Below are 24,359 nucleotides of genomic sequence, written 5' to 3'. Positions count from 1 at the left end.
CGTTCCTTGTGTCTCGTCGTTGGGGGGAGAAAAAGCTCAGGCCGGCACGCGATCGCGCGCCGTGGCCAGCAACTCGACCGACGCGTGGCGCGCCGCGAAGTCGGCCACCGGAATGTCGATGACGAACTCCTCGATGCCATGGCGCGCGCTCAGCGCGTCGAGCGCATCGCGCACTTCTTCGCCGGTGCCCGCGATGACGTGCGGGCGCCGCTCCTCGGTGCGGTAGTCGCTCACGCCGGCCTGCCGAGCGAACTCCGCCGCGGCGTCGAGGCTCGGCAGGTTGACGGTCTGGCCGGTGGGCAGGTACACGCGGAAACTGCGCAGCGCACCGACCCGTTCGGCCGCCTCCTCGCTCGTGTGCGCGGCAAAGGCGAAGAGCGCGAGCCAGGGCGCGCGGCCTGTCTCGGCGCGGTAGGCCTCGACTGATTGCGCGAGGTTCACCGGGTCGCCGTTGAAATGCCCGGCATAGACGAACTGCCAGCCGAGGCGCGCCGCGAGCACCGCGCTTTCAGGGCTGCCGCCTAGCAGCACGCGCTGCGGCAACTGCGGCGGGTTGGGCGTCGCGACCGCACCGGCCAGTGCGTGGCCCGGGGCGACCCCGTCGTGCAAAAAGGCATCGAGCTCGGCCAGCCGCAAGCCGAAGTCTTCGCTGCTTTTTTTCTCGGGGTCGTGCAGCCACTGCAGCGCCTTGCTGGTGAGCGGCAGGCCGCCCGGCGCCTTGCCGATGCCCAGGTCCACCCGGCCCGGCGCCAGCGCCGCGAGCACGCGGAAGGTCTCGGCCACCTTGAACGGGCTGTAGTGCTGCAGCATCACGCCGCCGGTGCCCACGCGGATGCGCGAGGTCTTCGCGAGCACATGGGCGGCCAGCACTTCGGGTGCCGAGCCTGCGTAGGTCTTGTTGCCGTGGTGCTCGGCCAGCCAGTAGCGCCGGTACCCCAGCCGCTCCGCGCTTTGCGCGAGCGCAATGGTGTGCTGGAACGCCTGTGCGGCGTCGGCGCCTTCAGGGATCAGGCTCTTGTCTAGCAGGGACAGCGAATAGGACACGGTGTGCGGCGAAGACGCCCTCGAGAAGAATTGCTGCGAATTCTCTTGGGCATCGCGCGCAGCTGTTGCGCTGAATTCCTCTATCGATAGTTGGGGATCGCGGGTTGGCTCAGGGTGCGCTTCGACGCGCTACATTCGGCGCACGGCAGCCGCTCCCCGCATCTGCAGTTTCGTTTCCTGAAACGAGTACCAAAGCATGTTCTTGCGAATCCTCAAGCTGGTCTTCATGATCGCGGCGACCTTCGCCCTGGGTGCCTTCGCCTTCCTGCATGGCTTCACGGCATGGCGCGCCGGACAAGTGACCGTCCGGCGAAGGGGAGCCGAGCCTTTTGTCGCAGCCGCCGATGGGCCGTTTCCCCTCACGTTCGCCACGGAAGTCTGGGGGTTGATGATCATCGGGGCAGCCGTTGTGCTGCTCGGCGTGGCAATGATCGTCAGTCTCCTCATCGCCACCCCGGCCGAGCGGCGAGCGAGGCTGGACCGCATCGGTGCCGCACGGCATCGCGCGTCCAGTGACATGGACATGTCTTGGAAGACGGCGCTGGCCATCATCGGCGCGGTGGTGGCCCTTGTCTTCTATCTGGCATTCCGCATTCATGCGCAATAGCTTTTCCCGGACCGCCGGTTCATACCCTTGATTTTTCCGACAGAGGACGGTTCCTTGATTTCAGTGCAGCCAGCGCAACCCGACCAATGGATGACCTACCGCGACGTGCGCCTTCGGGCCCTGCGTGACGCTCCCGATGCCTTCGGCAGCACCTATGCGGCGGAAGCGCAAAGAACCGATGCGATGTGGGCAGACCGGATTGCCGCGGCAACTTCCTCCGGCAAGGACCGCGTGCTTCTTGCGTTCGATCGCCAGGACGCTTGCGGTCTGGTGTGGTGCAAGTTGTCCTCCGGTGAGCCGGCCGTGGCCGACCTGTTTCAGATGTGGGTCGATCCTGCGTCGCGCGGCGCGGGAGCCGGCCGTGCCTTGCTCGAAGAAGCCATTGCCTGGGCCGAACGCGCCGGAGCGAGCCGCGTTCGCCTGGGTGTCACTGCTGCGGAAACGCCGGCGATGCGCTTGTATGTGGCTTGCGGCTTCCGCCCTGTCGGTGTGCTGGAGCCGCTGCGTGAAGACTCGCGTCTCATGGTGCAGCCGATGAGCTTGGCATTGGGACAACGCCGAATCCTCGCCTTTTACCCAGGACAAAAACCATGACAAAGTCGCAAGCGATCCAGGACCCGCCCGCATCGGAACTCATCTCGAAAAAAATCGCCGACCTCGGCGACTGGCGCGGGGACACGCTCGGCAGAATGCGCAAGCTCGTGCACGAGGCGGACCCGGACGTTGTCGAGGAGTGGAAGTGGATGGGCACGCCGGTGTGGTCGCACGACGGCATCCTCTGCACGGGCGAGACTTACAAGAAGGTCGTGAAGCTCACCTTCGCCAAGGGCGCTTCCCTGAAGGACCCGGCCGGCCTCTTCAATTCAAGTCTCGACGGAAACACCCGCCGCGCGATCGACATCCACGAAGGGGAAGAAGTGAATGCGGCCGCCTTCAAGGCGCTCGTTCGCGAGGCGATTGCGCTCAACAAATCCGGCAAGTCGAAGCCTTCGAAGAAGGCCTCGTCCTAAGCGGCATCGCCGCTGAACGGGTACGACGCCGTGGTTGCGGACGCGTCGTTCCGCACCCGGGCGACGATGGCGTGCGCCGCATAGTGTGCGCTGACCGCAGCCGTGTCGATCACAAGGCGCTGCGTGGTCCACGGCAAGTAATCATGCTGCTGAACGGACGCCCAGGTCGGCGGCACAAGGCCCGGTACATCGACAACTCTCTGCTCGACGCGACGCCGATGCTCGTCGGCATCCGAGCAAACGACTTCGACCTCCAGGATCTGCGAAGCAGCCTCCACCGCCACGGCCCGCCAGGCCTCCCGCGTCACCGGCAACGGATTGACGCAGTCGGCCACCACGTGCTGCCCCAACGCAAGGTTCGAGCGAGCCAGTGCATACGCCACCACATAGCCCGCAGGCCCGACGTCGCCGGCCAGCACGCCGGACGCGCGCAGCGACTGCTCGATGGTGTCGATGCGCAGGAAAGTGGCAGGCAGCAGCGCGACGATTTCGCGCGCGATGGTGGTCTTGCCGGTGCCGGGCAAGCCGCCAAGAACAATCAGCATCAGTTGGTATCTCCAGGTTCGGTGTTCGACCACCTGGAGACGAGTTCACCATGAATGCGGCAACAAGGCCAGCACGGCAGCGGCGTGCAGCCTGCGCATCGCGCGCACCGGCACATAGCCGTGCGGCGCCCGGCGGGCCACCGCGCGCGGCGAGCTTTGCGGAATGTGCCAGGCCTTGGCCGTCAGCGCCAGAACTTGGCGCGCCTGCGCCGCCGGGGAAACTTGAAGGGTGCGAAATAACATGGCAGTGATCGAATGAACGCTTCTGCCGATTCTGCGCAGCACCGCCCTCTTTGCCAAAGACGGATTCCAAGTTTCCTGATGCGCTCAGTGAGCTGAACGCGTCACGCGAAATCGGTCGACGGCTTCTCCCACAGGTTGACGCCGCCTTCCACCGCGTACTTGTCGATCTCGGCCAGTTCCTCGGCGCTCAAGGGCGCATGCGACAGCGCCGCGACGTTGTCTACGATCTGCTCGGGCCGGCTGGCGCCGATGAGCGCCGAGCTCACGCGCGGGTCGCGCAGCGTCCACGTCAGCGCGAGCTGCGCCAGCGTCTGGCCGCGGCGTTGCGCGATCTTGTTGAGCGCGCGGGCACGCTCCACGTTGGCCTCGGACAGGTGCTCCTGCTTGAGCGAGCCGCCGCCGGGCCGGTTGATGCGTGCGTCGTCGGGAATCCCGTTCAGGTACTTGTCGGTCAGCAGGCCTTGCGCCAGCGGCGTGAAGGCGATCACGCCCGCGCCCAGTTCGTCGGTGGCGGCCAGCAGGTCTTTCTCGATCCAGCGGTTGAACAGGTTGTAGGCCGGCTGGTGAATCAGGAGCGGCACCTTCCACTCGCGCAGCAGCGCGGCGATTTCGCGCGTCTTGCCGGCCGAGTAAGACGAGATGCCGATGTACAGCGCCTTGCCCTGCTGCACGGCCTGGGCCAGCGCGGAGGCGGTTTCTTCCAGCGGGGTGTCGGGATCGAAGCGGTGCGAATAGAAGATGTCGACATAGTCCAGGCCCAGCCGCTGCAGGCTCTGGTCGAGGCTGGCGAGCACGTATTTGCGCGAGCCGCCGCCCTTGCCATAGGGGCCGGGCCACATGTCCCAGCCGGCCTTGCTCGAGATGATGAGCTCGTCGCGATAGGCCTTGAAATCTTCGCGCAGCAGGCGGCCGAAGTTGGTCTCGGCGCTGCCGTAGGGCGGGCCGTAGTTGTTGGCCAGGTCGAAGTGGTTGATGCCCAGGTCGAAGGCCGTGCGCAGCAGCTGGCGCTGCGTGGCGAGGGAGGTGGTGTCACCGAAGTTGTGCCAGAGCCCGAGCGAAATCGCAGGCAGCACGAGCCCGCTGCGCCCGACGCGGCGGTAGGGAATGGCGTCGTAGCGCTTGGAGTCGGCGTGATAGGTCATGGGTGTGTCTTGTCTTGACGAGGGATGAATGAGAAAGGCCGCATGCCGGGGGTAGCACGGGACGTTCGAGAATGCCCGCGCCTGCGCGGGGCTGCAAGCATGCCCACGCCGCGAGCGCGTGCTTGACGGCACTGCGATGCAGGCCGGCCGATGTTCAGGCTTCCATCGGCCCCGACAGAACCTGCCCCTCGAAATCTCTCGCGCCCATGGTCGATTGCCCCGTGATGCAAAGAGAGCGACCGTAGCAACGCAGGGCGCGGGGCACAAAGAAGGAAAGCGTGGATCGATATGCGCTGACGTCAGGAGCCAAGCAGATGCCGAAGAATTGCCTTCTGAACAGGCAGAAGAAGCCTCTTTTGCCCGTAGCCTGGAAAACGCGGGTACCCAGTCGGGTCGAACGCAAGTTCACGACCGATGGAAAACGGCGGCGTCGGCAACAGCACCGGGTTGCCCATGCGGGCCAGGTCGTCTTCCGTCAACGATCTGCCTGTTGCGCCGCCGTCGCTCGGCCAACCATCGGTGATGACGACATCTGCCTTGTGCACAGGCATATCCGTCACATGCTGCAGCGAAAAGCCCAGCACCCGGGAGAGTTCGTGCCAGGAACGAAACACGTTGGTCATCGGACCCCAAAGGCAGACCCTTGCGCGCTCGATCGGTACGAGCTCGGTGTCAATGAAATACGCATCAGTGAGCACTTCACAGGGATGCCCCTGACTGGACATCGCATTCACCACTGGCCGCTGGGAGGCCTCGGCGAACTCGATCAGTCGGGCATGGTTCGAATTGCGAACCACATAGATGTCGTAGAACGGGTCGAGGTAGCCGGCGAGATCGCATGCCCGCTCCACCGTCTGCAACAGGTTCGGAAGCTCGACGAACGACAACCCGAGCTCACGAAATGCCTGCAGGAAGGTCGTTCGCGTGCGAATGCCATTGCCTTCGAACGACCATGCAACGCGGCCTGGCGTGGTTGCTTCAGGATCAACCGCGAGGCGCCAGATGGCGCGGACGTCGTCTGAGGTGCAATCAGCAAGAGAAACAAGGTTCATGCGAGAAGCGTCCTGTCGCGGTGGACGGCAAGTGTCGCAAAATCGCGGCCCGCATTGAAATCCCAAGGCCCATGGACGAACTTATCGGACTTCTCGCTGCCTTGCTGTTCTGGCGCGCCGTGCTTGCCGGCGTTCTAGGGCTCTCGGCCGCCTTGCTGCTGGCCATGGTCTTCCCGGCGTTCGGAGTCGGCCCGGTGGCGCTGGTCACCTTGTTGTCTTTCACTGCCGGCATGGTGTGGCATGCGGCGGCAGCCTCGCCAACTCCGCCGCCGGGCACGAAAGCGCCCGAAGAGAAGCCGGTCTCGCGGCCGCTCGCGTTCGTGGGCATCGCGGTGATGGGCGTGATGTGGGGCAGCGTGGCGCACTACCTCTTGGATTCGAGGATCATCGCCCTCCTGCTGCTGGTCGCGGCACCGTTCGCGTTCGGCCCCCTGGCCGGCGTGGCGACACGCAGGCCCGTCTACCTGAACGACCTTCTGTTCACGTCGGCGGCCCTCGGGGCCGGCTTCTTCACGCCATGGGCCATTGCCAAGCTCTTTTCCTGATGACCCACAACATCACCTTCTCGACCCCGACGCCCGAGCAACTCCGCTCCGGCGAGCTCGGCCGCAAGCTGCGCCACTTCAACTACGGCGCGGTCGGCGAGTACCCGGAGCAGCAGTACATCCGCATCGATGCCCGCGACGAGAACGACCGCCTGCTGGGCGGCATTCGCGGTTTCGTGTTTCTGTACTGGCTGAACGTGGAAGTGCTGTTCGTCGAGGAGGACGTGCGCGGCGCGCGCCTGGGCAGCCGCCTGCTCGTCGAGGCCGAGCGCCAGGCCATCGCGCTGGGCGCGAAGCACGCCAGGCTCGACACCTTCGAATGGCAGGCGCGCGGCTTCTACCTGAAGCACGGCTACGAGGAGTACGCCCGCATCGACGACTACGCGCCCGGCTTCTACCTGGCGTACATGAAGAAATCGCTGGCAGGCTGAAGCTGCGCCAAAGGCTTACTTCGGCGCCGCCTTCCCCGCGTTCCCGGCCCCGACCGCGTGGCTCTCCAGCCCTTCCTTGGGCAGCAGCAGCGCCAGCACCACCACGCCCAGGCTCACGACCAGCATCGTCACGAAGGTGAGATGCAGCGAGCCGCCCAGCGCCAGGCGAATGCCCGCGTCGGTGGCCGCCGAGGAGTGCGAGCCCTGCAGCAGCAGGCGCAGTTGGTCGTCGGTGAAGGCCATGGCGCCGTCGCCGCGCGTCAGCCCGAAGTTGAAGACCGCGCCGAAGAAGGTCGCGCCCAGCGCGCTGCCCAGGTTGCGCGAGAACACGTTCGACGCGGTGGCCACGCCGCGCTGCGCCACGTCCACAGCCTCCTGGATGAGGATGAGCGAGGCCAGGCTCATCACGCCCATGCCCAGGCCCATGATGAAGGAGCCGACCGCCGCCAGCGCCGGCGTGCTGTCGGACGACAGCAGCGCGAACGCCGCCGTGCCCACCGGAATCAGCGCCGCGCCGACCACCACCATGCGCCACAGGCCGATGCGGTGCCAGGTGCGCGACGTCAGCGTCGCGCCGATGGGCCAGCCCAGCATCACCATGGTGAGCGTGAGGCCTGCCGTGACCGACGAGCGCTGCAGCACCACCTGCACGTACATCGGCAGGAAGGTGGTGATGCCGATCAGCACCATGCCGCCCAGCATGGCCGCGCCGTTCACGGTGGCGATGATGGGCGCACCCCAGAGCTTGAGCGACACCATCGGGTCGGCGGCGCGGCGCTCCTGCAGCACGAACAGCACCAGCGTGACGGCGAACACCGCCGTCCACAGGCCCGCACTGCCCAGGTCGCCGATGCCGAAGTCGGTGAGCGCGATCATCAGCGCCGCGATGCCGACGGTGAACAGCACCGCGCCCACGATGTCGATGGACGAGCGGCGCACGGTCGGCGCCTCGTGCAGGTAGCGCCAGAACAGCGCGGCGGCGGCCAGTCCGATGGGCACGTTCATCCAGAAGATCCAGCCCCACGCGAGCTTCTGCACGATGAGCGCGCCGATCATCGGCCCCACCACCGCCGACACGGCCCACACGCTGGCCAGGTAGCCCTGCACCTTGCCGCGCTCGCGCGCCGGGTACAGGTCGCCCACGATGGTGAGCGACACCGGCTGGATGGCACCCGCGCCGATGCCCTGGATCAGCCGGAAGCAGATCATGGCCGGCATCGACCACGCGAAGCCCGCGAGCACCGAGCCGAGGAGAAAGATCGCGATGCCCACGAACATGATGGGCTTGCGCCCGTACAGGTCGCAGAGCTTGCCGAACACCACCGTCATGGCGGTCTGCGCGAGCAGGAAGGACGCGAAAACCCAGCTGTACAGGTGCAGCCCGCCCAGCTCGGAGGCGATCTGCGGCATCACGGTGGAAACGATGGTCGCCTCGATGGCCACCATGGCCATGGAAGCCATGATCGCGGCGATGACCAGGGGGCGTCTCGTTGTTTTGGTTGTGGAGGTCATGAGCGGGCCATGCTATCCAAGGCGCGAGCCCTTGTCTGCCGCTCAAGCTCTCGGAGCTCTCGCCGCCACCGGGCCGCGCTCAAGACGCGCTCAGCGCGGAGGTGCCTTCGTAGATGTACCGGCGCGACCACGGCAGCGTCTTCGCCGCCCTGCCCGCCTTGCGCCCGACGATCTGGTAGATCGCCACGTCGTCGTTCTCGAAGGCGTAGGCACAGCCGGCCAGGTACACGCGCCAGATGCGGAACTTCTCCTCGTCGACGAGCGTGTGCAGCTTCTGCGCGTTGGCTTCGTAGGCGTCGCTCCAGCAGCGCAGGGTCTGCGCGTAGTGGCGGCGCAGGTTCTCCACGTCGAAGGCCTCCAGGCCGCCCTGCTGCATGGCCTGCAGCGCCAGGCTGATGTGCGGCAACTCGCCGTTGGGGAACACGTAGCGGTCGATGAAGTCGCCGCCGCCGTACGACACGCCGCCGCCTTCGGGGTCGGACGAGGTGATGCCGTGGTTCATCACCACGCCGTCGTCGGCCAGCAGCTGCTGCACGCGCCTGAAGTACTCGGGCAGGTTCTTGCGCCCCACATGCTCGAACATGCCGACGCTGGTGATGCGGTCGAACTGGCCGGTCACGTCGCGGTAGTCCTGCAGGCGGATCTCGATGCGGTCCTGCAGGCCGGCGGCGCGCACGCGCTCGGTCGCCAGGTCGAACTGGTTCTGTGACAGCGTCACGCCCACGCAGCGTGCGCCGAACTTCTGCGCCGCGCGGATCACCAGCGCGCCCCAGCCGCAGCCGATGTCCAGCAGGGTCTGGCCCGGCCTGAGTTCGATCTTGGTGAGGATGTGGTCGATCTTCTTCAACTGCGCGGTGGCCAGGTCTTCGTCGCCGTTCTCGAAGTAGGCGCACGAATAGACCATGTTCGAGTCGAGAAAGAGTTGGTAGAACTCGTTGGACACGTCGTAGTGGTACTCGATCGATTTCCTGTCCGACGCCTTGGTGTGCGCGAAGTAGCGCGCCATGTTCTGCAGCGCGCCGCCGGGCTTGTCGATCGAGGTCCTGGCCAGCCCGTAGGCGATGTCGATCACGTCGCTGAGCTTGCCTTCGATGTCGATCTTGCTCTTGACGTAGGCCTCGCCGAGGTTGTCGAGCGTGGGCTGCAGCATCAGCGACAGCGCCGCGGGCGTCTTCACGTGCAGCGTGACCGCAGGGGCCGAGGGGCCGCTGAATTCGCCGAAGTCATAGGACTTGCCGTCCCACAAGGTGAGCCGCGCCGGCAGGTTCGCACGAGCGCGCACACCGGCACTCCATTGCGCCAGCTTGTTTTCCCAAAGCATGCTTACTCCGTATGTTTTCCGTGTTTTTCGGGTTCCGCCTCTCGTGAGGCGGGCGTGCTGCAGCGGAAGAAACAATAGCGAAATTCTGTAAAACCTGCATGGTCGAGTCGACGCAAGAAATCGCCGAAAGTGCTAGTGCGCGCGCGTGCCGATGTCGCTCATGTCGTCGGGCCGTGGGTCGCGCCGTGCGCCGCCACTTCGATGGCGGGCGCGTCGCTGGCCTCGATGAACAGGCACTTGATCATCGGGAAACGCGCGCGCACCTGCTTTTCGATGGCGGCGATGGCGCGCGCCGCTTCGCCCGTGTCGGTGTCGTCGTGAAAGTTGACGTCGACCACCACCAGCACGTCGTCGGGTCCGACGTACATCGACAGCACATGGCCGACCTCCTCGACGCTGGGCTGCGCCATCGCCATCTCGCGGATCGCGCGTGCCGTCTCGGGGCGAATGCCCTCGCCGATCAGCAGCCCGTGCGCCTGGCGGATCAGCGCCACGGCCACGCCGGCCAGCAGCAGCCCGATGACCACCGACGCGGCCCCGTCGAGCTCCGGCATGTTCAGGCGATGGCTGAAGTAGATGCCCAGGCCCGCCACCAGGAGGCCGGCCAGCGCCGCCGAATCTTCGGCCAGCACGGTGTAGGTGGACGGGTCCTTGCTGCGGTCCAGCGCCTGCCAGAACGGCGTGTCGCCGGCCTGCTTCAGGAACTGCCGCAGCGCGATGAAGAAGCTCGTGCCCTCGAACACCATGGCGGCTGCGAGCACGACGTAGTTCCACGTCGGGTCGCGCATCGGCTCGGGCTCGCGGATGTGCTGCACGCCTTCGAAGAAGGACACGCCGCCGCCCAGCCCGAAGATCAGCACGGCGACGATCAGGCTCCAGAAGTACAGCTCCTTACCGTGCCCGAAGGGGTGTTCGGCGCTGGGCGGTCTCTTGCTCTGGCGAATGCCCACCAGCAGCAGCACCCCGTTGAAGGTGTCGACCGCCGAGTGGATGCCTTCGGACAGCATCGCGGAGCTGCCCGTGATGCCGGCCACGATGAACTTGGTGACGGCGATGGCGACATTGGCGCCTATGGCGCCGTAGATGGCGACTTTGGATTCGGCCATGGCCTGTGCAGTGGGGGAAAACCGCAGTGTCGCCACGCCGTGCCCGCTCGCCGCCGGACACGCGCGCGACCCGTTGCAGGACGCGCGCGCACTTCGAACTTGCCGGCGGAACCCGGAGAACCCGCTACGCCGCTTCCATCGATGCCGCGCCCAGCGCGTCGTTGCCCGCCTCGCCGAGCCAGCGGCGCTTGTCGCGCAGCGGCGGCGCACCGAACATGCGGCCGTACTCGCGCGCGAACTGCGAAGGGCTTTCGTAGCCCACGCTGTGCGCGGCGGAGGCCACGTCGGCGCCCGTGAGCAGCATCTGGCGGCGCGCCTCCTGCAGGCGCAGCTGCTTCTGGTACTGCAGCGGGCTCATCGCGGTCACGGCCTTGAAGTGGTGGTGGAACGACGACACGCTCATGTGCACCGCGCGCGCCATGTCCTCCACCCGCAGCGACTGCGCGTAGTTGACGCGCAGCGCGCTGATGGCCTTGGTGATGCGCTGGGTGTGGCTGTCCTGCAGTGCAATCTGGCGCAGCCGCGCGCCCTCGCCGTTGACCAGCAGGCGGTAGAGAATCTCGCGCTTGATGAGCGGCGCGACGATGGGCACGTCTTCCGGCGTGTCGAGCAGCCGCAGCAGGCGCAGCACCGGCTCCAGCACCGGCATGGCGATGCGGTTGACGTACAGGCCGCGCGACGCGGGCGCGTTGCTGGCCTTGGCGGGCAGCTTCTCGTCGCCGATGAGCTCGCCGATCTCGTCCACGGCCAGCTCCAGCCGCACGCCCAGGTAGGGCTCGTGCTCGCTGGTGAGGCGCACGTGGCCGCACACCGGCAGGTCGACCGAGGTCACCAGGTAGTGCATGGGGTCGTACACGTAGATGTCGTCGCCCACGATGATGCGCTTGGAGCCCTGCGCAATGAGCCCCAGCGCCGGGCTGGCGAAGGCATGCTTGGGGCCGTCGGGCTTGCTGATGCGAAACACCTGCAGGCCGGGCACGGCGGTGACGATGGTGCCGTCCTGCCCCTGCGTGATGTGGTTGAGCAGCTGCACCAGCTCCTTGCGGGCTTCGTCCAGCTCGGGGTCCAGCGGCATCGGTTCGGCGATGCCGACGCCGAGCGCGGAGATTTCGGTTGTTTCTTCTGGCATGTCCAGGGCCTTGTCATGGAGGGCGCCACCGGGTGGCCGCCATGGAGGATCGAGCGTTTGCAGCTTAGCGCCGCTCCCGCGCCAGCGCACGCGCTGCGGGCGTCATCTGGAGAAATAGGCAAAGACTTTGCAGGAACGCGCTCGCCGTCCGCCGGTTGGCGGCCGGATACTTTGCCGGCAACGCCTCGCCATACCTCCCCCAAGCAAAGGAATCTCTCCATGCAATACCGCAAATTCGGCCGCACCGGCCTCCTCGTGTCGGAACTGTGCCTCGGCACCATGACCTTCGGCGGCTCCACGGGCATCTGGGGCCAGATCGGCAACCTGCAGCAGTCCGAGGCCGAGGGCCTGATCGGCAAGGCGATGGACGCCGGCATCAACTTCATCGACACGGCGGACGTGTACTCCGATGGGCAGTCCGAAATCATCACCGGCCAGGCGCTGAAGAACCTGAAGGCGCCGCGCGACAGCTTCGTGCTGGCCACCAAGGTGCTGGGCGAAACCGGCAGCAAGGGCCTGAACTCGGCCGGTGCCTCGCGCTTTCACATCATGGACGGCGTGAAGGCCAGCCTGAAGCGCCTGCAGCTCGATCACATCGACCTGTACCAGATCCACGGCTTCGACCCGCTCACGCCCATCGAGGAGACCGTGCACGCGCTGGACACCCTGGTGCGCCACGGCCATGTGCGCTACGTGGGCGTGTCGAACTGGGCCGCCTGGCAGATCACCAAGGCGCTGGGCATCGCGGAGCGCGACAAGCTGGCGCGCTTCGAGTCGCTGCAGGCCTACTACACCATCGCCGGGCGCGACCTGGAGCGCGAGCTGGCACCCATGCTGCGCAGCGAGAACGTGGGCCTGATGGTGTGGAGCCCGCTGGCCGGCGGCCTGCTGAGCGGCAAGTTCGGCCGTGACATCGAGGCCGAAAAAGGCAGCCGCCGCGCCACCTTCGACTTTCCGCCCGTGAACGTGGAGCGCGCCTACGACTGCATCGACGTGATGCGCCAGCTGGCCGATGCGCGCAAGGTGTCGGTGGCGCAGATCGCGCTGGCCTGGCTGCTGCACCAGCCGGTGGTGACCAGCGTGATCATCGGCGCCAAGCGCGTCGAGCAGCTGGACGACAACATCGCGGCCACCGCCATCCAGCTGACCGGCGACGAGCTGGCCGCGCTGGACAAGGTGAGCGCCCTGCCCGCCGAGTACCCGGGCTGGATGCTCGAGCGCCAAGGCGGCGCTCGGGCCAAGCGGCTGGCGGAATCAGGCCAGCGCGGCTGACAGCGCCTGCGCGCGGCGGACGGCATGAACCGCCGTGCCGCGCAAGGCCCGCAGGTCGATGTGGCGGGCCGCCTGCGCCGCGTCGGGCTGCTGCAGGTGCGGCACCACGCCGAGCAGCGGTGCGCCGAGCCGGGCGCGGAGCGTCTGCAGGTTGGCCTGCGGCGCCAGCATCGACGGATCGACCACGCTGGCCACCCAGCCCGCCAGCACGAGGCCACGCGCACGAACGGCCTCGGCCGTCAGCAGTGCATGGTTGAGGCAGCCCAGCCGCAGCCCGACCGCGAGCACCACGGGCAGGCCCAGCGCCACGGCCAGGTCAGCGCTGTCGAGGTCGTCGCCGAAGGGCACGCAGAAGCCGCCCACGCCCTCGACCACCACCGCGTCGGCGCGCGCCGCGAGCTGCGCGAAGGCCGACAGCATCGGCGGCAAGGCGATGCGCACGCCCTCTTCCTTCGCCGCCAGGTGCGGCGACATCGACGCGCGCAGCAGGTACGGGCAGCGCAGGGCCAGCGGCGCGTCGACGTTGCCGGCCGCGGCCAGCCGTTCCACGTCTTCGTTGCGCCACGCGCCATCGATGTCTTCCAGCCCTGCGGCCACGGGCTTCATGCCGACCGCGCGCAGGCCCGAGCCGGCCAGCAGGTGCAGCATGGCGCTGCTGACCAGCGTCTTGCCGATGCCGGTGTCGGTGCCGGTCACGAACCAGTGGCGGCGTGTCATGCGGGCTCCTGTTCCACGTAAGACTGCGTGTGCGAAAGCTGCGCGAGCGCCTCGCCCAGCGCATCGACCAGCCGCGCGACATCGGCCTCGCTGTGGCTGGCCGACAGCGCGATGCGCAGCCGCGCGGTGCCGGCGGGCACGGTCGGCGGGCGGATCGCGCCCACGCGCAGGCCGCCTGCGTCGAGCTGCGCCATGACCTGCATCGCACGCGCGTTGCCGCCCAGCATCAGCGGCTGGATCGCCGTGGGCGACGGTGCCAGCCACGCGCTGCCGTCCGAAGGCAACACGGCCTGCAGGCCCTGGCGCAGTTGCGCGATGCGTGCCTGCAGCCGCGCCCGGCGCCGCATGCCCTCCTCGCCCTCGATCAGTGCCAGGCTCGCCAGCAGCGCATGCGCCACGGCCGGCGGCGCGGCCGTGGTGAAGATGTACGGCCGCGCGCGCTGCACCAGGTAGTCGATGACGGTGCGGTGCGCCGCCACGAACGCACCCGACACCCCCGCCGCCTTGCCCAGCGTGCCCACCAGCACCAGCCGCTCGGAACGCAGGCCCAGTGCCTGCAGCACGCCGCGCCCCGTGGCGCCCAGCACGCCGAAACCGTGCGCATCGTCGAGCACCAGCCAGGCGTCGTGCCGCTCGGCCAGGGCGAGCAACTCTGTCACCGGCGCGATGTGGCCGTCCATGCTGAACACCGCGTCGCTCACGATGAGCTTCACGGGCGCATCGCAGGCAGAAAGCTGCGCGTCCAGCGCGGCCACATCGCAGTGCGGGTAGCGTTCCACCCGTGCCTTGGCCAGCCGCGCACCGTCGATCAGCGAGGCGTGGTTGAGCGACTCCGAGAAGATCGCCGCCTGGGCCCCGCCCAGCGCCGACAGCACCGCCAGGTTGGCCATGTAGCCGGTGCAGAAGAACAGGCTCTGCGCTTCGGGAATGAAGGGCGCCATCCAGCCGGCGAGCTTTTCCTCCAACGACGCATGCGCACGCGAATGGCCCAGGATGAGGTGCGAACCGCCGCTGCCCGTGCCGTACAGCGCCGCGCCTTCGGCCCAGGCATCGGCCAGCGCGGGGTGCGCGGCCAGGCCCAGGTAGTCGTTGCTGCTGAAGCACAGCATGGTGCGCGAGGCCGTGGCGCCGGCCAGCGTCAGCGTCTGCTGGGGCGCGCAGGCGGTCTCGGCGACATGCCGGCGGCGGCGCAGCGACTGTGCATCGAGCGCGGCCATTTCGCCTTGCAGGCGGTCAAGCAAGCGCGACATCGCAGGCTCCTTGTTTGTCGCGCGTGGCCGTCACCGTCTTCAGCGTGGCCAGGGTGCCGTCGACCAGCCGGTCGACCTCGTCGTCGCCGATCACGTAGGGCGGCATCAGGTAGACGGTGGGGCCGATCGGGCGCATCAGCAGGCCGTGCGCGCGCGCCGCCATGTGAAAGCGTTCGGCAAAGCGCGCGCCGGGTTCGCGCACGTCGAAGGCGGTGATCATTCCGCGCTGGCGCAGGTGGTCGACCGCCTGCCCTTCGAGCCCCTCGCGCAAGCGCGCCAGCAGCCGCGCCGAGCGGCCTGCGTTGCGCTGCAAGGCGCATTCGCTGTCGAACAGGTCCAGCGTGGCCACCGCCGCGCGGCAGGCCAGCGCATTGCCGGTGTACGAATGCGAATGCAGAAAGCTGCGCGCCACGTCGTCGTCGACGAAGCTTTCGAAGATGGCGTCGCGCGTCATCACCAGCGCCAGCGGCAGGTAGCCGCCGCTGATGCCCTTCGACAGGCACAGGAAGTCGGGCCAGATGCCGGCCTGCTCGCACGCGAAGAAGGTGCCGGTGCGCCCGCAGCCCACTGCGATCTCGTCGGCGATCAGGTGCACGCCGTAGCGGTCGCACAGGGCGCGCACGCGGCGCAGGTAGGCGGGGTCGTGCATCGCCATGCCGGTGGCGCACTGCACCAGCGGCTCGACGATGACGGCGGCAATGGTCTCGTGCCGGTCGGCCAGCAAGGCTTCGAGTTCACCGGCGGCGCGGTGCGCCACGGCGGCGGCGTCCTCGCCCGGCCGCGCATGCCGCGCGTCCGGCGAGGCGACGAGGTGCGCCTGCGCGAGCAGCGGCGCATACGCATCGCGGAACACCGGCACGTCGGTCACGTGCAGGGCGCCGAGCGTCTCGCCGTGGTAGCCCTGCCTCAACGCCACGAAGCGCTGCTTGCCGCGAAGGCCCGCGTTGCGCCAGGCATGGAAGCTCATCTTCAACGCGATCTCCACCGCCGAAGCCCCGTCCGACGCATAGAAGCAATGGCCCAGCGAATGCCCCGTCAGCGCGGACAGGCGTTCGGCCAGTTCCACGGCCGGCGCGTGCGTGCAGCCCGCGAGCATCACGTGGGACAGCCGGTCGAGCTGGTCTTTGAGCGCGGCGTTGAGTGCCGGGTGCGCATGGCCGAAGAGGTTGACCCACCACGAGCTGGTGGCGTCCATGTAGCGGCGCCCCTCGGCGTCGAACAGCCAGACGCCCTGCCCGCGCGCGATCGGCAGGGGCGGCGCGGCGTCGAGGCGGATGCTCTGGGTGCAGGGGTGCCAGACGTGGCGCCGGCTGCGCTGCTGCCAGCCGGCATTGGATTCAGGGGAAAAAGCAGTCGTTGGAGGCACCCGCGCAGTCCTTTTTTCAGGGGCAAGGCGCGGGATCGTATCGGTGCATCCGGAGCGCGGCAAACGCCGGAAACCGCGGCGGAATCAAGGTCGGTTGAGCGACGTTTGCGGGCGTAGCGCCCGCGTTCGGCACCACCTCGCCGAAGAAGCGCGTTGGCTGGTTTCGGCCGGCCTTGGCGGGAAAACGCAAGTTGTCCGGCTGACGTCAGAAACAGGTCACGAATGTCCGGTTTTAACGATGTTGGCGCGATGAACCTGCTTTTCGGACATGCGCCGTGGCGTGTTTCAACCGCGCGTTCAGCGCGGACTCTTGTTGACCAGCGCGCGGATGTATTCACGCAGCGTCACCACGCCGCGCTCCGGCTTGTCGGGCAACGCGTAGCGCTGTTCCAGCGTGATGCGCGTCATGGCCATGTACGACTTGGCCGCGGCGTCCGAGAAGCCCAGCGCCTTGAACGCCTGCGCCCATTGCGCGGGTGGCGTCTCTTGCACAGTGACCGGACGCCCGAGCGCTTTGGAGAAAGCTTGGGCCACATCCGCCGCCGAATAGCGTTCCGGCCCTTCGACATAGTGCGGCCCCGAAGGCGCCGGCGGGCCCAGCATCAGCTTGGCGGCGAACTGCCCCAGGTCGTGCGGCGCCACCATCGGCAGCTTGAAGTCGGACGGGTACATGCTGTGCACCTTGCCTTCGTCGCGCGCCGTTTTCAGCGAGGCGTCCCAGTTGCTCATGTAGTAGGCCGCGCGAATGGCGCTGAACGGTGTGGTGCCCGCACCGAGCGCCCGCTCCATGTCGTACAGCACGCCCAGGTCGCCCACGGCCTCGCCGGGCTGCGCGCCGTAGGTCGATTCGCCGACGATCTGCTCGAGCTTGCAGCCTTCGAGCGCCGCCAGGATGGCCTGCAGGCTCCTGCGCTCTTCGGCGACCGTGTCGGTCGACGGGGCGGCCGGCGGGTTGAGCACGAAGAGCCGGGTGCCGCCGAGGAACACGTGGTGCAGCGCTGCCGTGTCGAGCACGTCGACCACGGCCACGCGCGCGCCCTTGGTCTGCAGCGCCTGCGTCTTGCGGGCGTCGCGCGTGACCACGGTCACGGGTTCGTTGTGGCCCAGCAGCGCCTGGGCCAGTGCCGAGCCCACATGGCCGGTGGCGCCGAGAACGATGTGCATCGAATCTCCTGCCTCAGCCGCGTCAGCCGCGGGTCTCGGCGTTGCGCTTGCGCGTGGCGGCGCCCTTCTTCGCGGAGGCCGAGCGTTCGGCCGCCGTGCGCTTCGCCGCGGCGGCGCCGCCCAGGTGGCCGCCCTTGCGTGCCGGCGCGTGGTTCTCGGCCTTGCCGCGGCCGGAGCCGCTCTTCTTGCCACCGCCGGTCTCGGCGTTCACCGTCGCCCACGCGCGGCGTTCGGCCTCGCCCTTGCCGACACCGCGTTGCTCGTAGCCCTTCTCGATGTGCCGGGCCTCGCGTTTCTGCTTGTCCGTGTAGGACGACTTGTCGCCTCCTGGCATGGCATGGCTTCTGATGGTTGGAAAACCTCATGCTGCGAGCGCGGCGCGCCCCGCGGGTAAGAAGACGCACGCGTTGCGCGTCAGCCTTGTCCGGCGCGCGCGTCAGTTGGCAAGGGCGGCTCGATTACGGCAGCGCGCGCCCGACCGTGAGCAAGGGCACCGGCACCGGTGCCAGCGAGGCCACCATGGCGAGCAGCGTGTCGCCGAAGCCGCCGCGGGCGCGCGCGTCGGTGCGGGCACTGGTGGTGACGCGAGGGCCGGCGCTCCAGGCAATGCGCGCGCCGATGGCCGACAGCGACTCCACCAGCGCCACGTCTTCGCTGCAGGCCAGCGGCGCGAAGCCGCCGGCGCGGCGGTAGGCCTCCGCCGCGACGCCCAGGTTGGCGCCGTGCACATGGCGGTGGCCGTCGGCGTGCGTGTAGCGGCTGTCGAAATGCGAGCGCACGCGCTCGCCTTCGGCGCCGTGCGCTTGCCAGCCTTCCACGTCCACGCAGCCGCATACCGCGTCGGCCTGCTCCGCCAGTTGCATCACCAGCCAGTCGGGCGAGACCACGGTGTCGGCGTCGGTGAAGGCGAGCCAGCGCGCGCCGGCGTCGATGCACAGCTCGGCCCCGCGTGCACGGGCAATGCCCACGTTGCGCGCGGCCAGCGACAGGCGTGCCACGCCGTGCGCCAGCACCACGTCTTCGGTGGCGTCGCTGCAGCTGTCGAGCACGACCACCACTTCCACCGCTTCGCCGGCCAGCGCCGGGTGCGCCGCCGCCAGCCGCACGGCCGCCAGCGCGGCGCCGATGCGCTCGCACTCGTTGTGCGCGGGAATGACGACGCCGATCACCGGATGCCCTCCCGCTGCGCCACCGAGCGCGCGTCGCGCGACCACAGCTGCAGCACGAAGTCGTCTTCCTCGTGCAGCACGAGGCGCGCGAGGCCCAGCTCGGCGAGGATGCCGTGCACGTCGTTGGTGGACAGGCTGCGCTGCGCGAAGTCGGGCCGCCAGTCGCAGGCTACGAGCGTGCCGCCGTCGTCCAGCGAGAGCGCGCAGCACTCGGCCACGCGCTGCATGTCGCTGCGCTGCAAAAAGTAGCCCACCTCGCTGAGCACGATCAGGTCGAAGCCGCCGGCGTCGTGCGGCCAGTCGGCCGGCAGCGTGTGGCGCGCGACCTGCACTTGGGGCAGCGCCTTGGTGCGCTCGCGGGCCAGCGCAACGGCCTGCGCCGTGAAGTCGCTGGCCAGCAGCGCGTCGCAGCGCGGCGCGAGCGCGAGCGTGAGTTCGCCGATGCCGCAACCCGGTTCGTAGGCCCGGCGAAAGCGCGCCTGCGGCAAGGCGGCCAGCAGCACGGCCCGTTTGCGGGCCTCGTACCAGCGCTGGCGCGAGACATAGGGGTCGTCGCTGGCGGCGTAGAGGGCGTCGAAGTACGGCCGCTGTCCCTGTCCCTGGTCCTGTTCGGCGTTGGTGCTCACAGGAACACCACTTCGTAAGGACGCGCGGCGCGCTCGACCGTGGTGGCGCGCAGTACGGGTCCGGAGCCGGTGGACGCGTCGCGCTGCAGCTGGCTGGTAAAGGCCTGCACGGCCGCGCGCTTGCGGCGCACCGCCTCGTCGCTCAACGGCAGGCGAAAGGCGCTCTTCCATGGCATGCGGCTGTCGCCGGGGCGGGACCAGTGCCAGCCCCACACGGGCACCTCGACCAGGCGCGCCCCGGTGCTGGCCGTGGCCAGCGCGCAGGCCTCCCCGGTGACCTCATGGTCCGGGTGGCCGTCTTGCCGCCAGGTAGTGAAGACGACATCGCCCGGTCGCAGCAGCGACACGAGCTGCGCCGCCAGCAAGGCACGCATGTCCTTCAGGCCGCCATCCGGCAGGCCCAGCCGCGCGGGCTCGATGGCGAGGCCCAGCCGGCGCAGGGCGCGCAGGCTTTCACGCGGGCGGGCCTGGGCCAGCCGCTCGGCAGACCACTCGGTGGAGCCGCTGTGGCTGGCCGTGCCGTCGGTGACGGCGATCACTTCAACCGGCGTGCCGTTGTCGGCCAGCTGCGCCAGCAGGCCGCCGACCGAGAGCACCTCGTCGTCGGGGTGCGGCGCGACGACCACCGCGCGCGAACCCTCGGGCACCAGCGAACGCAGGTCGATGGCCGGCAACTGGGCCAGGCCCGGCCAGCCGTGCCATTCGGCTTCGGTGGTGCCTTCGCCCCGGATGGCTCGGCGCTCTACAGGGTCCATGACCGAGTCTCCTCATCGTTGTCTTGAATGGCTTGAACGGCCAACTGGCCCAGCGCCGCGAGGTCGCGCTCGGCATGGCTCTGACGCAGGAACACGGGCAGGTCGGCCATGGCCTGCGCAAACTGCGGGTCGCGGCACAGCGGGCCGGCACCGACCGCGCGGCCGGCGTGGTGCATCACCTCGAGCGCGGCCTGCTCGACGGCCGGGCGAGCGCGCATCGCGACGCGCTGGGCGTCGTCCTGCGGGTGGCGGTCGATCCACTCGGCGGCTTCGCGCAACAGCGCCGCAGCGCCGCCGAGCGCCACCTCGATGGCGCCGAGGTGCGCGAGCCGGTGGGCGTCGGCCTTGGGACCGGTGCCCTTGCGCACCTGGCGCGCGATGCCCAGTGCGCCACCGAACCAGCACGCGGCAATGCCGGCGCCGCCCTGCCAGAAACCGGGCCGGCGCACATAGTCGCCGGGCTGGCCGATCTGCACGGCGCGCGCGCCGTCGAAGCGCACATCGACGCTCGCACTGCCCGCCATGCCGACGGCATGCCAGCCTTCGCCGGTGACGCGCACGCCGGGCTCGGTCATGGACACGGCGGCCAGGCAGGGCTCGCCGGCCGCGTTCCAGCCACTGACGACCGCGTGGGTGACGCTGGCCGCGCCGGAACACCAGGCCTTGGTGCCGTGCATGCGGATGCCCTGCCCTGCATCGTCCGGCTCGAACACGACCTTCGCGTTGGGCGGCTCGGCGCACCACGTGCCCCAGCGCGCGCCGGTCGGCGTGAGGGGGGCACCGCCGAGCTCGGCCAGGATGGCGAGCGCATCGGTGTGCCCTTCGAAAAGCTTGACCAGCGACAGGTCGTGCGCAGCCACGGCGGCCAGCACGCGCCAGCGCGCCAAGGTGCGGCCCGAGCCGGGGCGCGGCAGCACATCGATGCCCGCTTCGACGAGGTGGCTGAGCGACAGCGCGCGGCCATGCCGAAGCATCAGGGGTGTGAGGACGTCGGCGGGGTCGGGATCGAACATGATCTGAAGTTAGGCATGCCGTCCAGGCGCGCTCGTCGGCAGTCAGCGTCGCGCCTTGTAGGAGCCGAGCCGCCACGCGCCCTGGACGACACGCAGGGTCGGCCCACTCCCACAGGCGGCGAGCGTGAGCGGTCGCAGCCGTGATGGCGCGGCCGCGAGAACGCGCTGCTTTGCGGCCTGAGCACGGCACTGTGCCGGCGCTGTGCCGAGGTATGAATAACGCGGCAGGCGCCGCATGCACAAGACGCCCGGCGCAGCGCGAGGAGGTGTATGACGCCTGGCTCAGGGATCAGTCGGCGGCCGCGGAGGTGTTCCGGCCGCCAGGACCATGGGCGCGCCAGAAGCGTCGGAAGCGCGCCCGCCCGCCCGCCGATTCATCCGCGCGGACCGCGTCCGCAGCGTGATCGAGTAGCGCAGGCCCTCGGTGGGCGCAATGGCGTGCTGCCATGCCCAGCGCGCCGGCCCGCGCAGCACATACACCGAGCGCGGCTCGATCAGGAACTCGAGCGTGGGCGGCCCCGAGGCTGCGGCGCCCGGCAGGTACGGCCTGAACTGCATCACCGCATCGCCGTGCAGCGAGACGCCGACGATGTGCTCGAAGTCCGGCACGTCGCGGTGCCAGCCCAGCGGCGTGCCTGGGCGGTACTCGGCGATGAGCGCGTGCGTGAGGTCTTCGGGCGCGATGCCGGCCCAGGCGGCCGCCTTGTCGCGCAGCGGGTGCAACCGCTCGGGCAACGGCGCGCCGGGCTTGAGCTGGTGGGTGTCGAAGTCGTAGCTGGCGCCAAAGCCGATGCCGCGCCGCCGGGCGGTGTAGTCCTTGTAGCGCATCTCCTTCATCGGCAGGCCCTGCACGATGCGCAGCAGCTCGGTTTCTTCTTCGCGCGACAGGAAGCCGTTTTCGTAGCGCAGCCCTTCGATGGCTGCGACAGGCGACTGGCCGAACAGGTCGGGCTGCCCGGCATGTTCGAGGCGTCTGGCGGCGCGCGCGGTCATGCGCCTCCCGCCAGCTGCACGTGCCACCAGCGCGGCAGCAGTTCGCGGATCTCGGCGCGCGCGAAGCGGTCGTCCAGCAGGTGCAGCACGCCCCGGTCTTCCTCGGTGCGGATCACGCGGCCGGCGGCCTGCACCACCTTCTGCAGGCCGGGGTAGAGGTAGGTGTACTCGTAGCCCTTGCCGAAGCGCGTCTGCATGCGCTCGCGCGTGATCTCGTTGAGCGCGTTGTACTGCGGCAGCCCCAGGCTGGCCACGAAGGCGCCGATGAGCCGGCTGCCCGGCAGGTCGATGCCTTCGCCGAACGCGCCGCCGAGCACCGCGAAGCCGATGCCCTGTCCGCCCTCTTCGAAGCGCGCGATGAAGCCGTGGCGGTCGTCCTCGCGCATGCCGCGCGTCTGTGTCCACACCGGCACGCCGGGGTGCCGCTGCGAGAAGGCGGCGCAGGCCTTGTCGAGGTAGTCGAAGCTGCTGAAGAAGGCCAGGTAGTTGCCGGGCGTGCGCTCGAACTGCGCGCCGATGATGTCCGCCACGTGGCGCAGCGACCCCGCGCGGTCGCGAAAGCGCGTGGACACGTGCATGGCCACCTCCACGCGCAGCTGCTGGCTGGTGAAGGGCGAGGCCACGTCGAGCAAGGCGGTGTCCTCGGGCAGGCCGAGCGCGTCGCGGTAGAACCCGAAGGGCGACAGCGTGCCCGAGAAGCAGGTGACCGACACCGCGTCGCCGAAGCGCGCGGCCAGGAACGGCGCGGGCACGAGGTTGCGGATGGCCAGGGTGCGGTCCTGCTGCGCGGCGCCCAGGGTGCGCTCGAACACCGAGTGGTCGCCGAAGGCCTCGGCCAGCCGGGCGAAGTGCAGCGCGTCGAAGAAAAAGCGCTGCAGCGGGCCCTGCGACGCGTCGGGCGTTTCCGCGAAGTACTCGGCCATGGCGGTGTTGGCGGCCTGCAGGGTGCGCAGGAAGCGCTCGGGAATCTCGTCGCCGGTTTCGTAGTCGGCCTGCTGGGGCTGCTGCACGGTGTCCCACTCGCGGAACAGCCGGGCCAGCGGGCCGCGCAAGGCGGCGGGCGCCACGCGGTGGGCCTCCTCGAGCGCGGCGCCTTCGAGCGCCGCGGTGTACATGCCCCGCGCGCGCTCCAGCAGGTTGTGGGCCTCGTCCACCAGCACGGCCACGCGCCAGTCGGCGTCGCGCATGGTGGCGTAGAGGAAGGCGCTGCTGTCGAAGTAGTAGTTGTAGTCGCCCACCACGGCGTCGGCCCAGTGGGTCATTTCCTGCGCGAGGAAATACGGGCAGACCGCGTGCGCCAGCGCGATGTCGCGCAGCGCCTGCCGGTCGAGCCAGGCCACCTGCACGGCCTGCTCGCGCGCGGCCGGCAGGCGGTCGTAGAAGCCCTTGGCCAGCGGGCAGGCGTCGCCGTGGCAGGCGCGGTCGGGGTATTCGCAGACCTTTTCGCGGGCCGCGAGTTCGAGCACGCGCAGCCGGCCGGCCCCCTTTTCGTCGTGCTGCCCCTTGTCGAGCACGCGCAACGCATCGAGCGCCACCGGGCGGCCGGAGGTCTTGGCGGTGAGGAAGAAGATCTTGTCGATCTTTCCCGCGGCCCGCGCCTTGAGCAGCGGGAAGATGGTGGCCAGCGTCTTGCCGATGCCGGTGGGCGCCTGCGTCATGAGGCAGCGGCTGTTCACGGCCGCGCGGTAGACGGCCTCGGCCAGTTCGCGCTGGCCGGTGCGAAATGCGCGGTAGGGAAATTCGAGCCGGGCCAGGGCCTGGTCGAGCGCGCCGCGGTGCCCGGCTTCGCCGGCAGCCCATGCGCTGTACCGGTCGCACAGCAACTCGAAGTGTGCGCGCAAGGCGTCGCGGGTGTGGTGCTCCTCGAGCACGGTTTCGTCGCCGCTGGCCAGGTCGAGGTAGACCAGCGCCACGGTCATTTCTTCGTGGCCGTGCAGTTCGCACAGCATCCAGCCATAGGTGCGGGCCTGCGCCCAGTGCAGGGCGCGGTGGTTGCCGCGGATCGCGTCGAAGTCGCCGCGGAAGGTCTTGATTTCCTCGACCCGGGCCGCTTGCCCCCTGCGCACCTCGTAGCCGTCGGCCCGCCCGCGCACCCGCAGCGTGCCGCAGGTGGTGTCGAGCCCGACCTCGCTTTCGTACCCGTCGCCGCGCCGGTTCTGCACCAGCGCATGGCCGGCCATGCCTTCCTGCGCGCTGGGCGCGGGCACGAAGCGCAGGTCGAGGTCGCCCGCCTTCGCGCCGAAGGCGCACAGGGCCTTGACGGAAACGACGTGCGCAACAGGGGGTGCCGCGGCTGGCGGGCTGGAGGGTACGGGGCCCATCTCGTTGGAGCTGTATGGATTTACAG

The 24,359-nt window shown here is 69.0% G+C and carries 26 protein-coding genes; 6 read left to right on the top strand and 20 right to left on the bottom strand.

Annotated features, from left to right (window positions below; genetic code table 11):
* Positions 1-36 precede the first annotated feature (36 nt).
* The gene (locus ACSFBM_RS25290) at positions 37-1,044 is read right to left on the bottom strand and encodes an LLM class flavin-dependent oxidoreductase (protein WP_435486852.1); all 1,008 of its coding nucleotides are present in this window, start codon (positions 1,042-1,044) and stop codon (positions 37-39) included.
* A gap of 196 nt (positions 1,045-1,240) precedes the next feature.
* On the opposite strand from ACSFBM_RS25290, the gene ACSFBM_RS25285 reads away from it, so the two are divergent.
* The 3 genes from ACSFBM_RS25285 (at position 1,241) to ACSFBM_RS25275 (ending at position 2,661) form a co-directional block, all read left to right on the top strand.
* Complete coding sequence (locus ACSFBM_RS25285; RefSeq protein WP_435486851.1) at positions 1,241-1,651, top strand: hypothetical protein; 411 nt, start codon at positions 1,241-1,243, stop codon at positions 1,649-1,651.
* A 90-nt stretch (positions 1,652-1,741) separates the two neighbouring features.
* A complete protein-coding gene (locus ACSFBM_RS25280; protein ID WP_435486850.1) occupies positions 1,742-2,245 on the top strand; it encodes a GNAT family N-acetyltransferase in 504 nt (167 codons plus the stop codon).
* Positions 2,242-2,661, top strand: a complete 420-nt coding sequence (locus ACSFBM_RS25275) for a DUF1801 domain-containing protein (protein ID WP_435438372.1) — start codon at positions 2,242-2,244, stop codon at positions 2,659-2,661. The genes ACSFBM_RS25280 and ACSFBM_RS25275 overlap by 4 nt, the downstream gene beginning before the upstream one ends.
* Here ACSFBM_RS25275 and ACSFBM_RS25270 read toward each other — a convergent pair.
* The 4 genes from ACSFBM_RS25270 to ACSFBM_RS25255 form a co-directional block, all read right to left on the bottom strand.
* Positions 2,658-3,206 carry a P-loop nucleotide/nucleoside kinase family protein gene (locus tag ACSFBM_RS25270; RefSeq protein WP_435486849.1) on the bottom strand — a complete coding sequence of 183 codons (549 nt, stop codon included), beginning with the start codon at positions 3,204-3,206 and terminating at the stop codon, positions 2,658-2,660. The two genes, ACSFBM_RS25275 and ACSFBM_RS25270, sit on opposite strands and share 4 nt — an antisense overlap.
* 45 nt (positions 3,207-3,251) lie before the next feature.
* Entirely contained in the window at positions 3,252-3,449 is a 198-nt protein-coding gene (locus ACSFBM_RS25265; RefSeq protein WP_435486848.1) for a hypothetical protein, read from the bottom strand.
* A gap of 101 nt (positions 3,450-3,550) precedes the next feature.
* Entirely contained in the window at positions 3,551-4,591 is a 1,041-nt protein-coding gene (mgrA, locus tag ACSFBM_RS25260) for an L-glyceraldehyde 3-phosphate reductase (RefSeq protein WP_435486847.1), read from the bottom strand.
* A gap of 299 nt (positions 4,592-4,890) precedes the next feature.
* A complete protein-coding gene (locus ACSFBM_RS25255) occupies positions 4,891-5,643 on the bottom strand; it encodes an ornithine carbamoyltransferase (RefSeq protein ID WP_435486846.1) in 753 nt (250 codons plus the stop codon).
* Positions 5,644-5,744: 101 nt separating this feature from the next.
* On the opposite strand from ACSFBM_RS25255, the gene ACSFBM_RS25250 reads away from it, so the two are divergent.
* Positions 5,745-6,188, top strand: a complete 444-nt coding sequence (locus tag ACSFBM_RS25250; RefSeq protein WP_435486845.1) for a hypothetical protein — start codon at positions 5,745-5,747, stop codon at positions 6,186-6,188.
* Positions 6,188-6,619, top strand: coding sequence for a GNAT family N-acetyltransferase (locus ACSFBM_RS25245; protein WP_435486844.1), 432 nt, complete (start codon positions 6,188-6,190; stop codon positions 6,617-6,619). The genes ACSFBM_RS25250 and ACSFBM_RS25245 overlap by 1 nt, the downstream gene beginning before the upstream one ends.
* Positions 6,620-6,634: 15 nt before the next feature.
* Here the strand turns inward: ACSFBM_RS25245 and ACSFBM_RS25240 are convergent, their stop codons facing one another.
* From ACSFBM_RS25240 to ACSFBM_RS25225, 4 genes are all read right to left on the bottom strand, one after another.
* A complete protein-coding gene (locus ACSFBM_RS25240; protein WP_435486843.1) occupies positions 6,635-8,131 on the bottom strand; it encodes an MDR family MFS transporter in 1,497 nt (498 codons plus the stop codon).
* A 79-nt stretch (positions 8,132-8,210) separates the two neighbouring features.
* Entirely contained in the window at positions 8,211-9,452 is a 1,242-nt protein-coding gene (locus ACSFBM_RS25235; RefSeq protein ID WP_435486842.1) for a class I SAM-dependent methyltransferase, read from the bottom strand.
* 158 nt (positions 9,453-9,610) lie between these two features.
* Entirely contained in the window at positions 9,611-10,558 is a 948-nt protein-coding gene (locus ACSFBM_RS25230) for a cation diffusion facilitator family transporter (protein ID WP_435486841.1), read from the bottom strand.
* A 124-nt stretch (positions 10,559-10,682) separates the two neighbouring features.
* Positions 10,683-11,687, bottom strand: coding sequence for an AraC family transcriptional regulator (locus tag ACSFBM_RS25225; RefSeq protein WP_435486840.1), 1,005 nt, complete (start codon positions 11,685-11,687; stop codon positions 10,683-10,685).
* Between the two features lie 219 nt (positions 11,688-11,906).
* On the opposite strand from ACSFBM_RS25225, the gene ACSFBM_RS25220 reads away from it, so the two are divergent.
* The gene (locus ACSFBM_RS25220) at positions 11,907-12,959 is read left to right on the top strand and encodes an aldo/keto reductase (protein WP_435486839.1); all 1,053 of its coding nucleotides are present in this window, start codon (positions 11,907-11,909) and stop codon (positions 12,957-12,959) included.
* Here the strand turns inward: ACSFBM_RS25220 and bioD are convergent.
* The 11 genes from bioD to ACSFBM_RS25165 form a co-directional block, all read right to left on the bottom strand.
* Positions 12,942-13,676 (bottom strand): dethiobiotin synthase, encoded by a 735-nt coding sequence (gene bioD, locus ACSFBM_RS25215; protein ID WP_435486838.1) that lies wholly within the window; start codon positions 13,674-13,676, stop codon positions 12,942-12,944. The genes ACSFBM_RS25220 and bioD overlap by 18 nt on opposite strands.
* Positions 13,673-14,926 carry an 8-amino-7-oxononanoate synthase gene (gene bioF, locus ACSFBM_RS25210; protein WP_435486837.1) on the bottom strand — a complete coding sequence of 418 codons (1,254 nt, stop codon included), beginning with the start codon at positions 14,924-14,926 and terminating at the stop codon, positions 13,673-13,675. The genes bioD and bioF overlap by 4 nt, the downstream gene beginning before the upstream one ends.
* Positions 14,910-16,292 carry an adenosylmethionine--8-amino-7-oxononanoate transaminase gene (gene bioA, locus ACSFBM_RS25205; protein ID WP_435486836.1) on the bottom strand — a complete coding sequence of 461 codons (1,383 nt, stop codon included), beginning with the start codon at positions 16,290-16,292 and terminating at the stop codon, positions 14,910-14,912. The genes bioF and bioA overlap by 17 nt, the downstream gene beginning before the upstream one ends.
* 297 nt (positions 16,293-16,589) lie before the next feature.
* Positions 16,590-17,456, bottom strand: coding sequence for an NmrA family NAD(P)-binding protein (locus ACSFBM_RS25200; protein ID WP_435486835.1), 867 nt, complete (start codon positions 17,454-17,456; stop codon positions 16,590-16,592).
* A gap of 22 nt (positions 17,457-17,478) precedes the next feature.
* Positions 17,479-17,790, bottom strand: a complete 312-nt coding sequence (locus tag ACSFBM_RS25195) for a plasmid stabilization protein (protein WP_435486834.1) — start codon at positions 17,788-17,790, stop codon at positions 17,479-17,481.
* Between the two features lie 124 nt (positions 17,791-17,914).
* Positions 17,915-18,625 (bottom strand): glycosyltransferase family 2 protein, encoded by a 711-nt coding sequence (locus tag ACSFBM_RS25190; protein WP_435486833.1) that lies wholly within the window; start codon positions 18,623-18,625, stop codon positions 17,915-17,917.
* Positions 18,622-19,251, bottom strand: coding sequence for a class I SAM-dependent DNA methyltransferase (locus tag ACSFBM_RS25185; RefSeq protein ID WP_435486832.1), 630 nt, complete (start codon positions 19,249-19,251; stop codon positions 18,622-18,624). The genes ACSFBM_RS25190 and ACSFBM_RS25185 overlap by 4 nt, the downstream gene beginning before the upstream one ends.
* Positions 19,248-20,006 carry a PIG-L deacetylase family protein gene (locus ACSFBM_RS25180; RefSeq protein WP_435486831.1) on the bottom strand — a complete coding sequence of 253 codons (759 nt, stop codon included), beginning with the start codon at positions 20,004-20,006 and terminating at the stop codon, positions 19,248-19,250. The genes ACSFBM_RS25185 and ACSFBM_RS25180 overlap by 4 nt, the downstream gene beginning before the upstream one ends.
* Complete coding sequence (locus ACSFBM_RS25175) at positions 19,994-21,019, bottom strand: acyl-CoA dehydrogenase family protein (RefSeq protein ID WP_435486830.1); 1,026 nt, start codon at positions 21,017-21,019, stop codon at positions 19,994-19,996. The genes ACSFBM_RS25180 and ACSFBM_RS25175 overlap by 13 nt, the downstream gene beginning before the upstream one ends.
* A 282-nt stretch (positions 21,020-21,301) precedes the next feature.
* On the bottom strand, positions 21,302-22,012 hold the full coding sequence (locus ACSFBM_RS25170) for an alpha-ketoglutarate-dependent dioxygenase AlkB (protein WP_435486829.1): 711 nt from the start codon (positions 22,010-22,012) through the stop codon (positions 21,302-21,304).
* Entirely contained in the window at positions 22,009-24,333 is a 2,325-nt protein-coding gene (locus ACSFBM_RS25165) for a helicase C-terminal domain-containing protein (protein ID WP_435486828.1), read from the bottom strand. The genes ACSFBM_RS25170 and ACSFBM_RS25165 overlap by 4 nt, the downstream gene beginning before the upstream one ends.
* Positions 24,334-24,359: the final 26 nt, after the last annotated feature.

This window comes from Variovorax pasteuri, assembly GCF_051216435.1.
GTDB lineage: Bacteria > Pseudomonadota > Gammaproteobacteria > Burkholderiales > Burkholderiaceae_C > Variovorax.
Note: the sequence above shows the minus strand (reverse complement) of the source record. Positions and strands in the feature narration are given on the sequence as shown.

Excerpts from the sequence above, each read along its gene's own strand:
- ACSFBM_RS25285 (WP_435486851.1), top strand. The coding sequence starts at position 1,241 with ATGTTCTTGCGAATCCTCAAGCTGGTCTTCATGATCGCGGCGACCTTC.
- ACSFBM_RS25280 (WP_435486850.1), top strand. The coding sequence starts at position 1,742 with ATGACCTACCGCGACGTGCGCCTTCGGGCCCTGCGTGACGCTCCCGAT.
- ACSFBM_RS25275 (WP_435438372.1), top strand. The coding sequence starts at position 2,242 with ATGACAAAGTCGCAAGCGATCCAGGACCCGCCCGCATCGGAACTCATC.
- ACSFBM_RS25270 (WP_435486849.1), bottom strand. The coding sequence starts at position 3,206 with ATGCTGATTGTTCTTGGCGGCTTGCCCGGCACCGGCAAGACCACCATC.
- ACSFBM_RS25265 (WP_435486848.1), bottom strand. The coding sequence starts at position 3,449 with ATGTTATTTCGCACCCTTCAAGTTTCCCCGGCGGCGCAGGCGCGCCAA.
- mgrA (WP_435486847.1), bottom strand. The coding sequence starts at position 4,591 with ATGACCTATCACGCCGACTCCAAGCGCTACGACGCCATTCCCTACCGC.
- ACSFBM_RS25255 (WP_435486846.1), bottom strand. The coding sequence starts at position 5,643 with ATGAACCTTGTTTCTCTTGCTGATTGCACCTCAGACGACGTCCGCGCC.
- ACSFBM_RS25245 (WP_435486844.1), top strand. The coding sequence starts at position 6,188 with ATGACCCACAACATCACCTTCTCGACCCCGACGCCCGAGCAACTCCGC.
- ACSFBM_RS25240 (WP_435486843.1), bottom strand. The coding sequence starts at position 8,131 with ATGACCTCCACAACCAAAACAACGAGACGCCCCCTGGTCATCGCCGCG.
- ACSFBM_RS25235 (WP_435486842.1), bottom strand. The coding sequence starts at position 9,452 with ATGCTTTGGGAAAACAAGCTGGCGCAATGGAGTGCCGGTGTGCGCGCT.
- ACSFBM_RS25230 (WP_435486841.1), bottom strand. The coding sequence starts at position 10,558 with ATGGCCGAATCCAAAGTCGCCATCTACGGCGCCATAGGCGCCAATGTC.
- ACSFBM_RS25225 (WP_435486840.1), bottom strand. The coding sequence starts at position 11,687 with ATGCCAGAAGAAACAACCGAAATCTCCGCGCTCGGCGTCGGCATCGCC.
- ACSFBM_RS25220 (WP_435486839.1), top strand. The coding sequence starts at position 11,907 with ATGCAATACCGCAAATTCGGCCGCACCGGCCTCCTCGTGTCGGAACTG.
- bioD (WP_435486838.1), bottom strand. The coding sequence starts at position 13,676 with ATGACACGCCGCCACTGGTTCGTGACCGGCACCGACACCGGCATCGGC.
- bioF (WP_435486837.1), bottom strand. The coding sequence starts at position 14,926 with ATGTCGCGCTTGCTTGACCGCCTGCAAGGCGAAATGGCCGCGCTCGAT.
- ACSFBM_RS25200 (WP_435486835.1), bottom strand. The coding sequence starts at position 17,456 with ATGCACATCGTTCTCGGCGCCACCGGCCATGTGGGCTCGGCACTGGCC.
- ACSFBM_RS25195 (WP_435486834.1), bottom strand. The coding sequence starts at position 17,790 with ATGCCAGGAGGCGACAAGTCGTCCTACACGGACAAGCAGAAACGCGAG.
- ACSFBM_RS25180 (WP_435486831.1), bottom strand. The coding sequence starts at position 20,006 with ATGGACCCTGTAGAGCGCCGAGCCATCCGGGGCGAAGGCACCACCGAA.
- ACSFBM_RS25175 (WP_435486830.1), bottom strand. The coding sequence starts at position 21,019 with ATGTTCGATCCCGACCCCGCCGACGTCCTCACACCCCTGATGCTTCGG.
- ACSFBM_RS25170 (WP_435486829.1), bottom strand. The coding sequence starts at position 22,012 with ATGACCGCGCGCGCCGCCAGACGCCTCGAACATGCCGGGCAGCCCGAC.
- ACSFBM_RS25165 (WP_435486828.1), bottom strand. The coding sequence starts at position 24,333 with ATGGGCCCCGTACCCTCCAGCCCGCCAGCCGCGGCACCCCCTGTTGCG.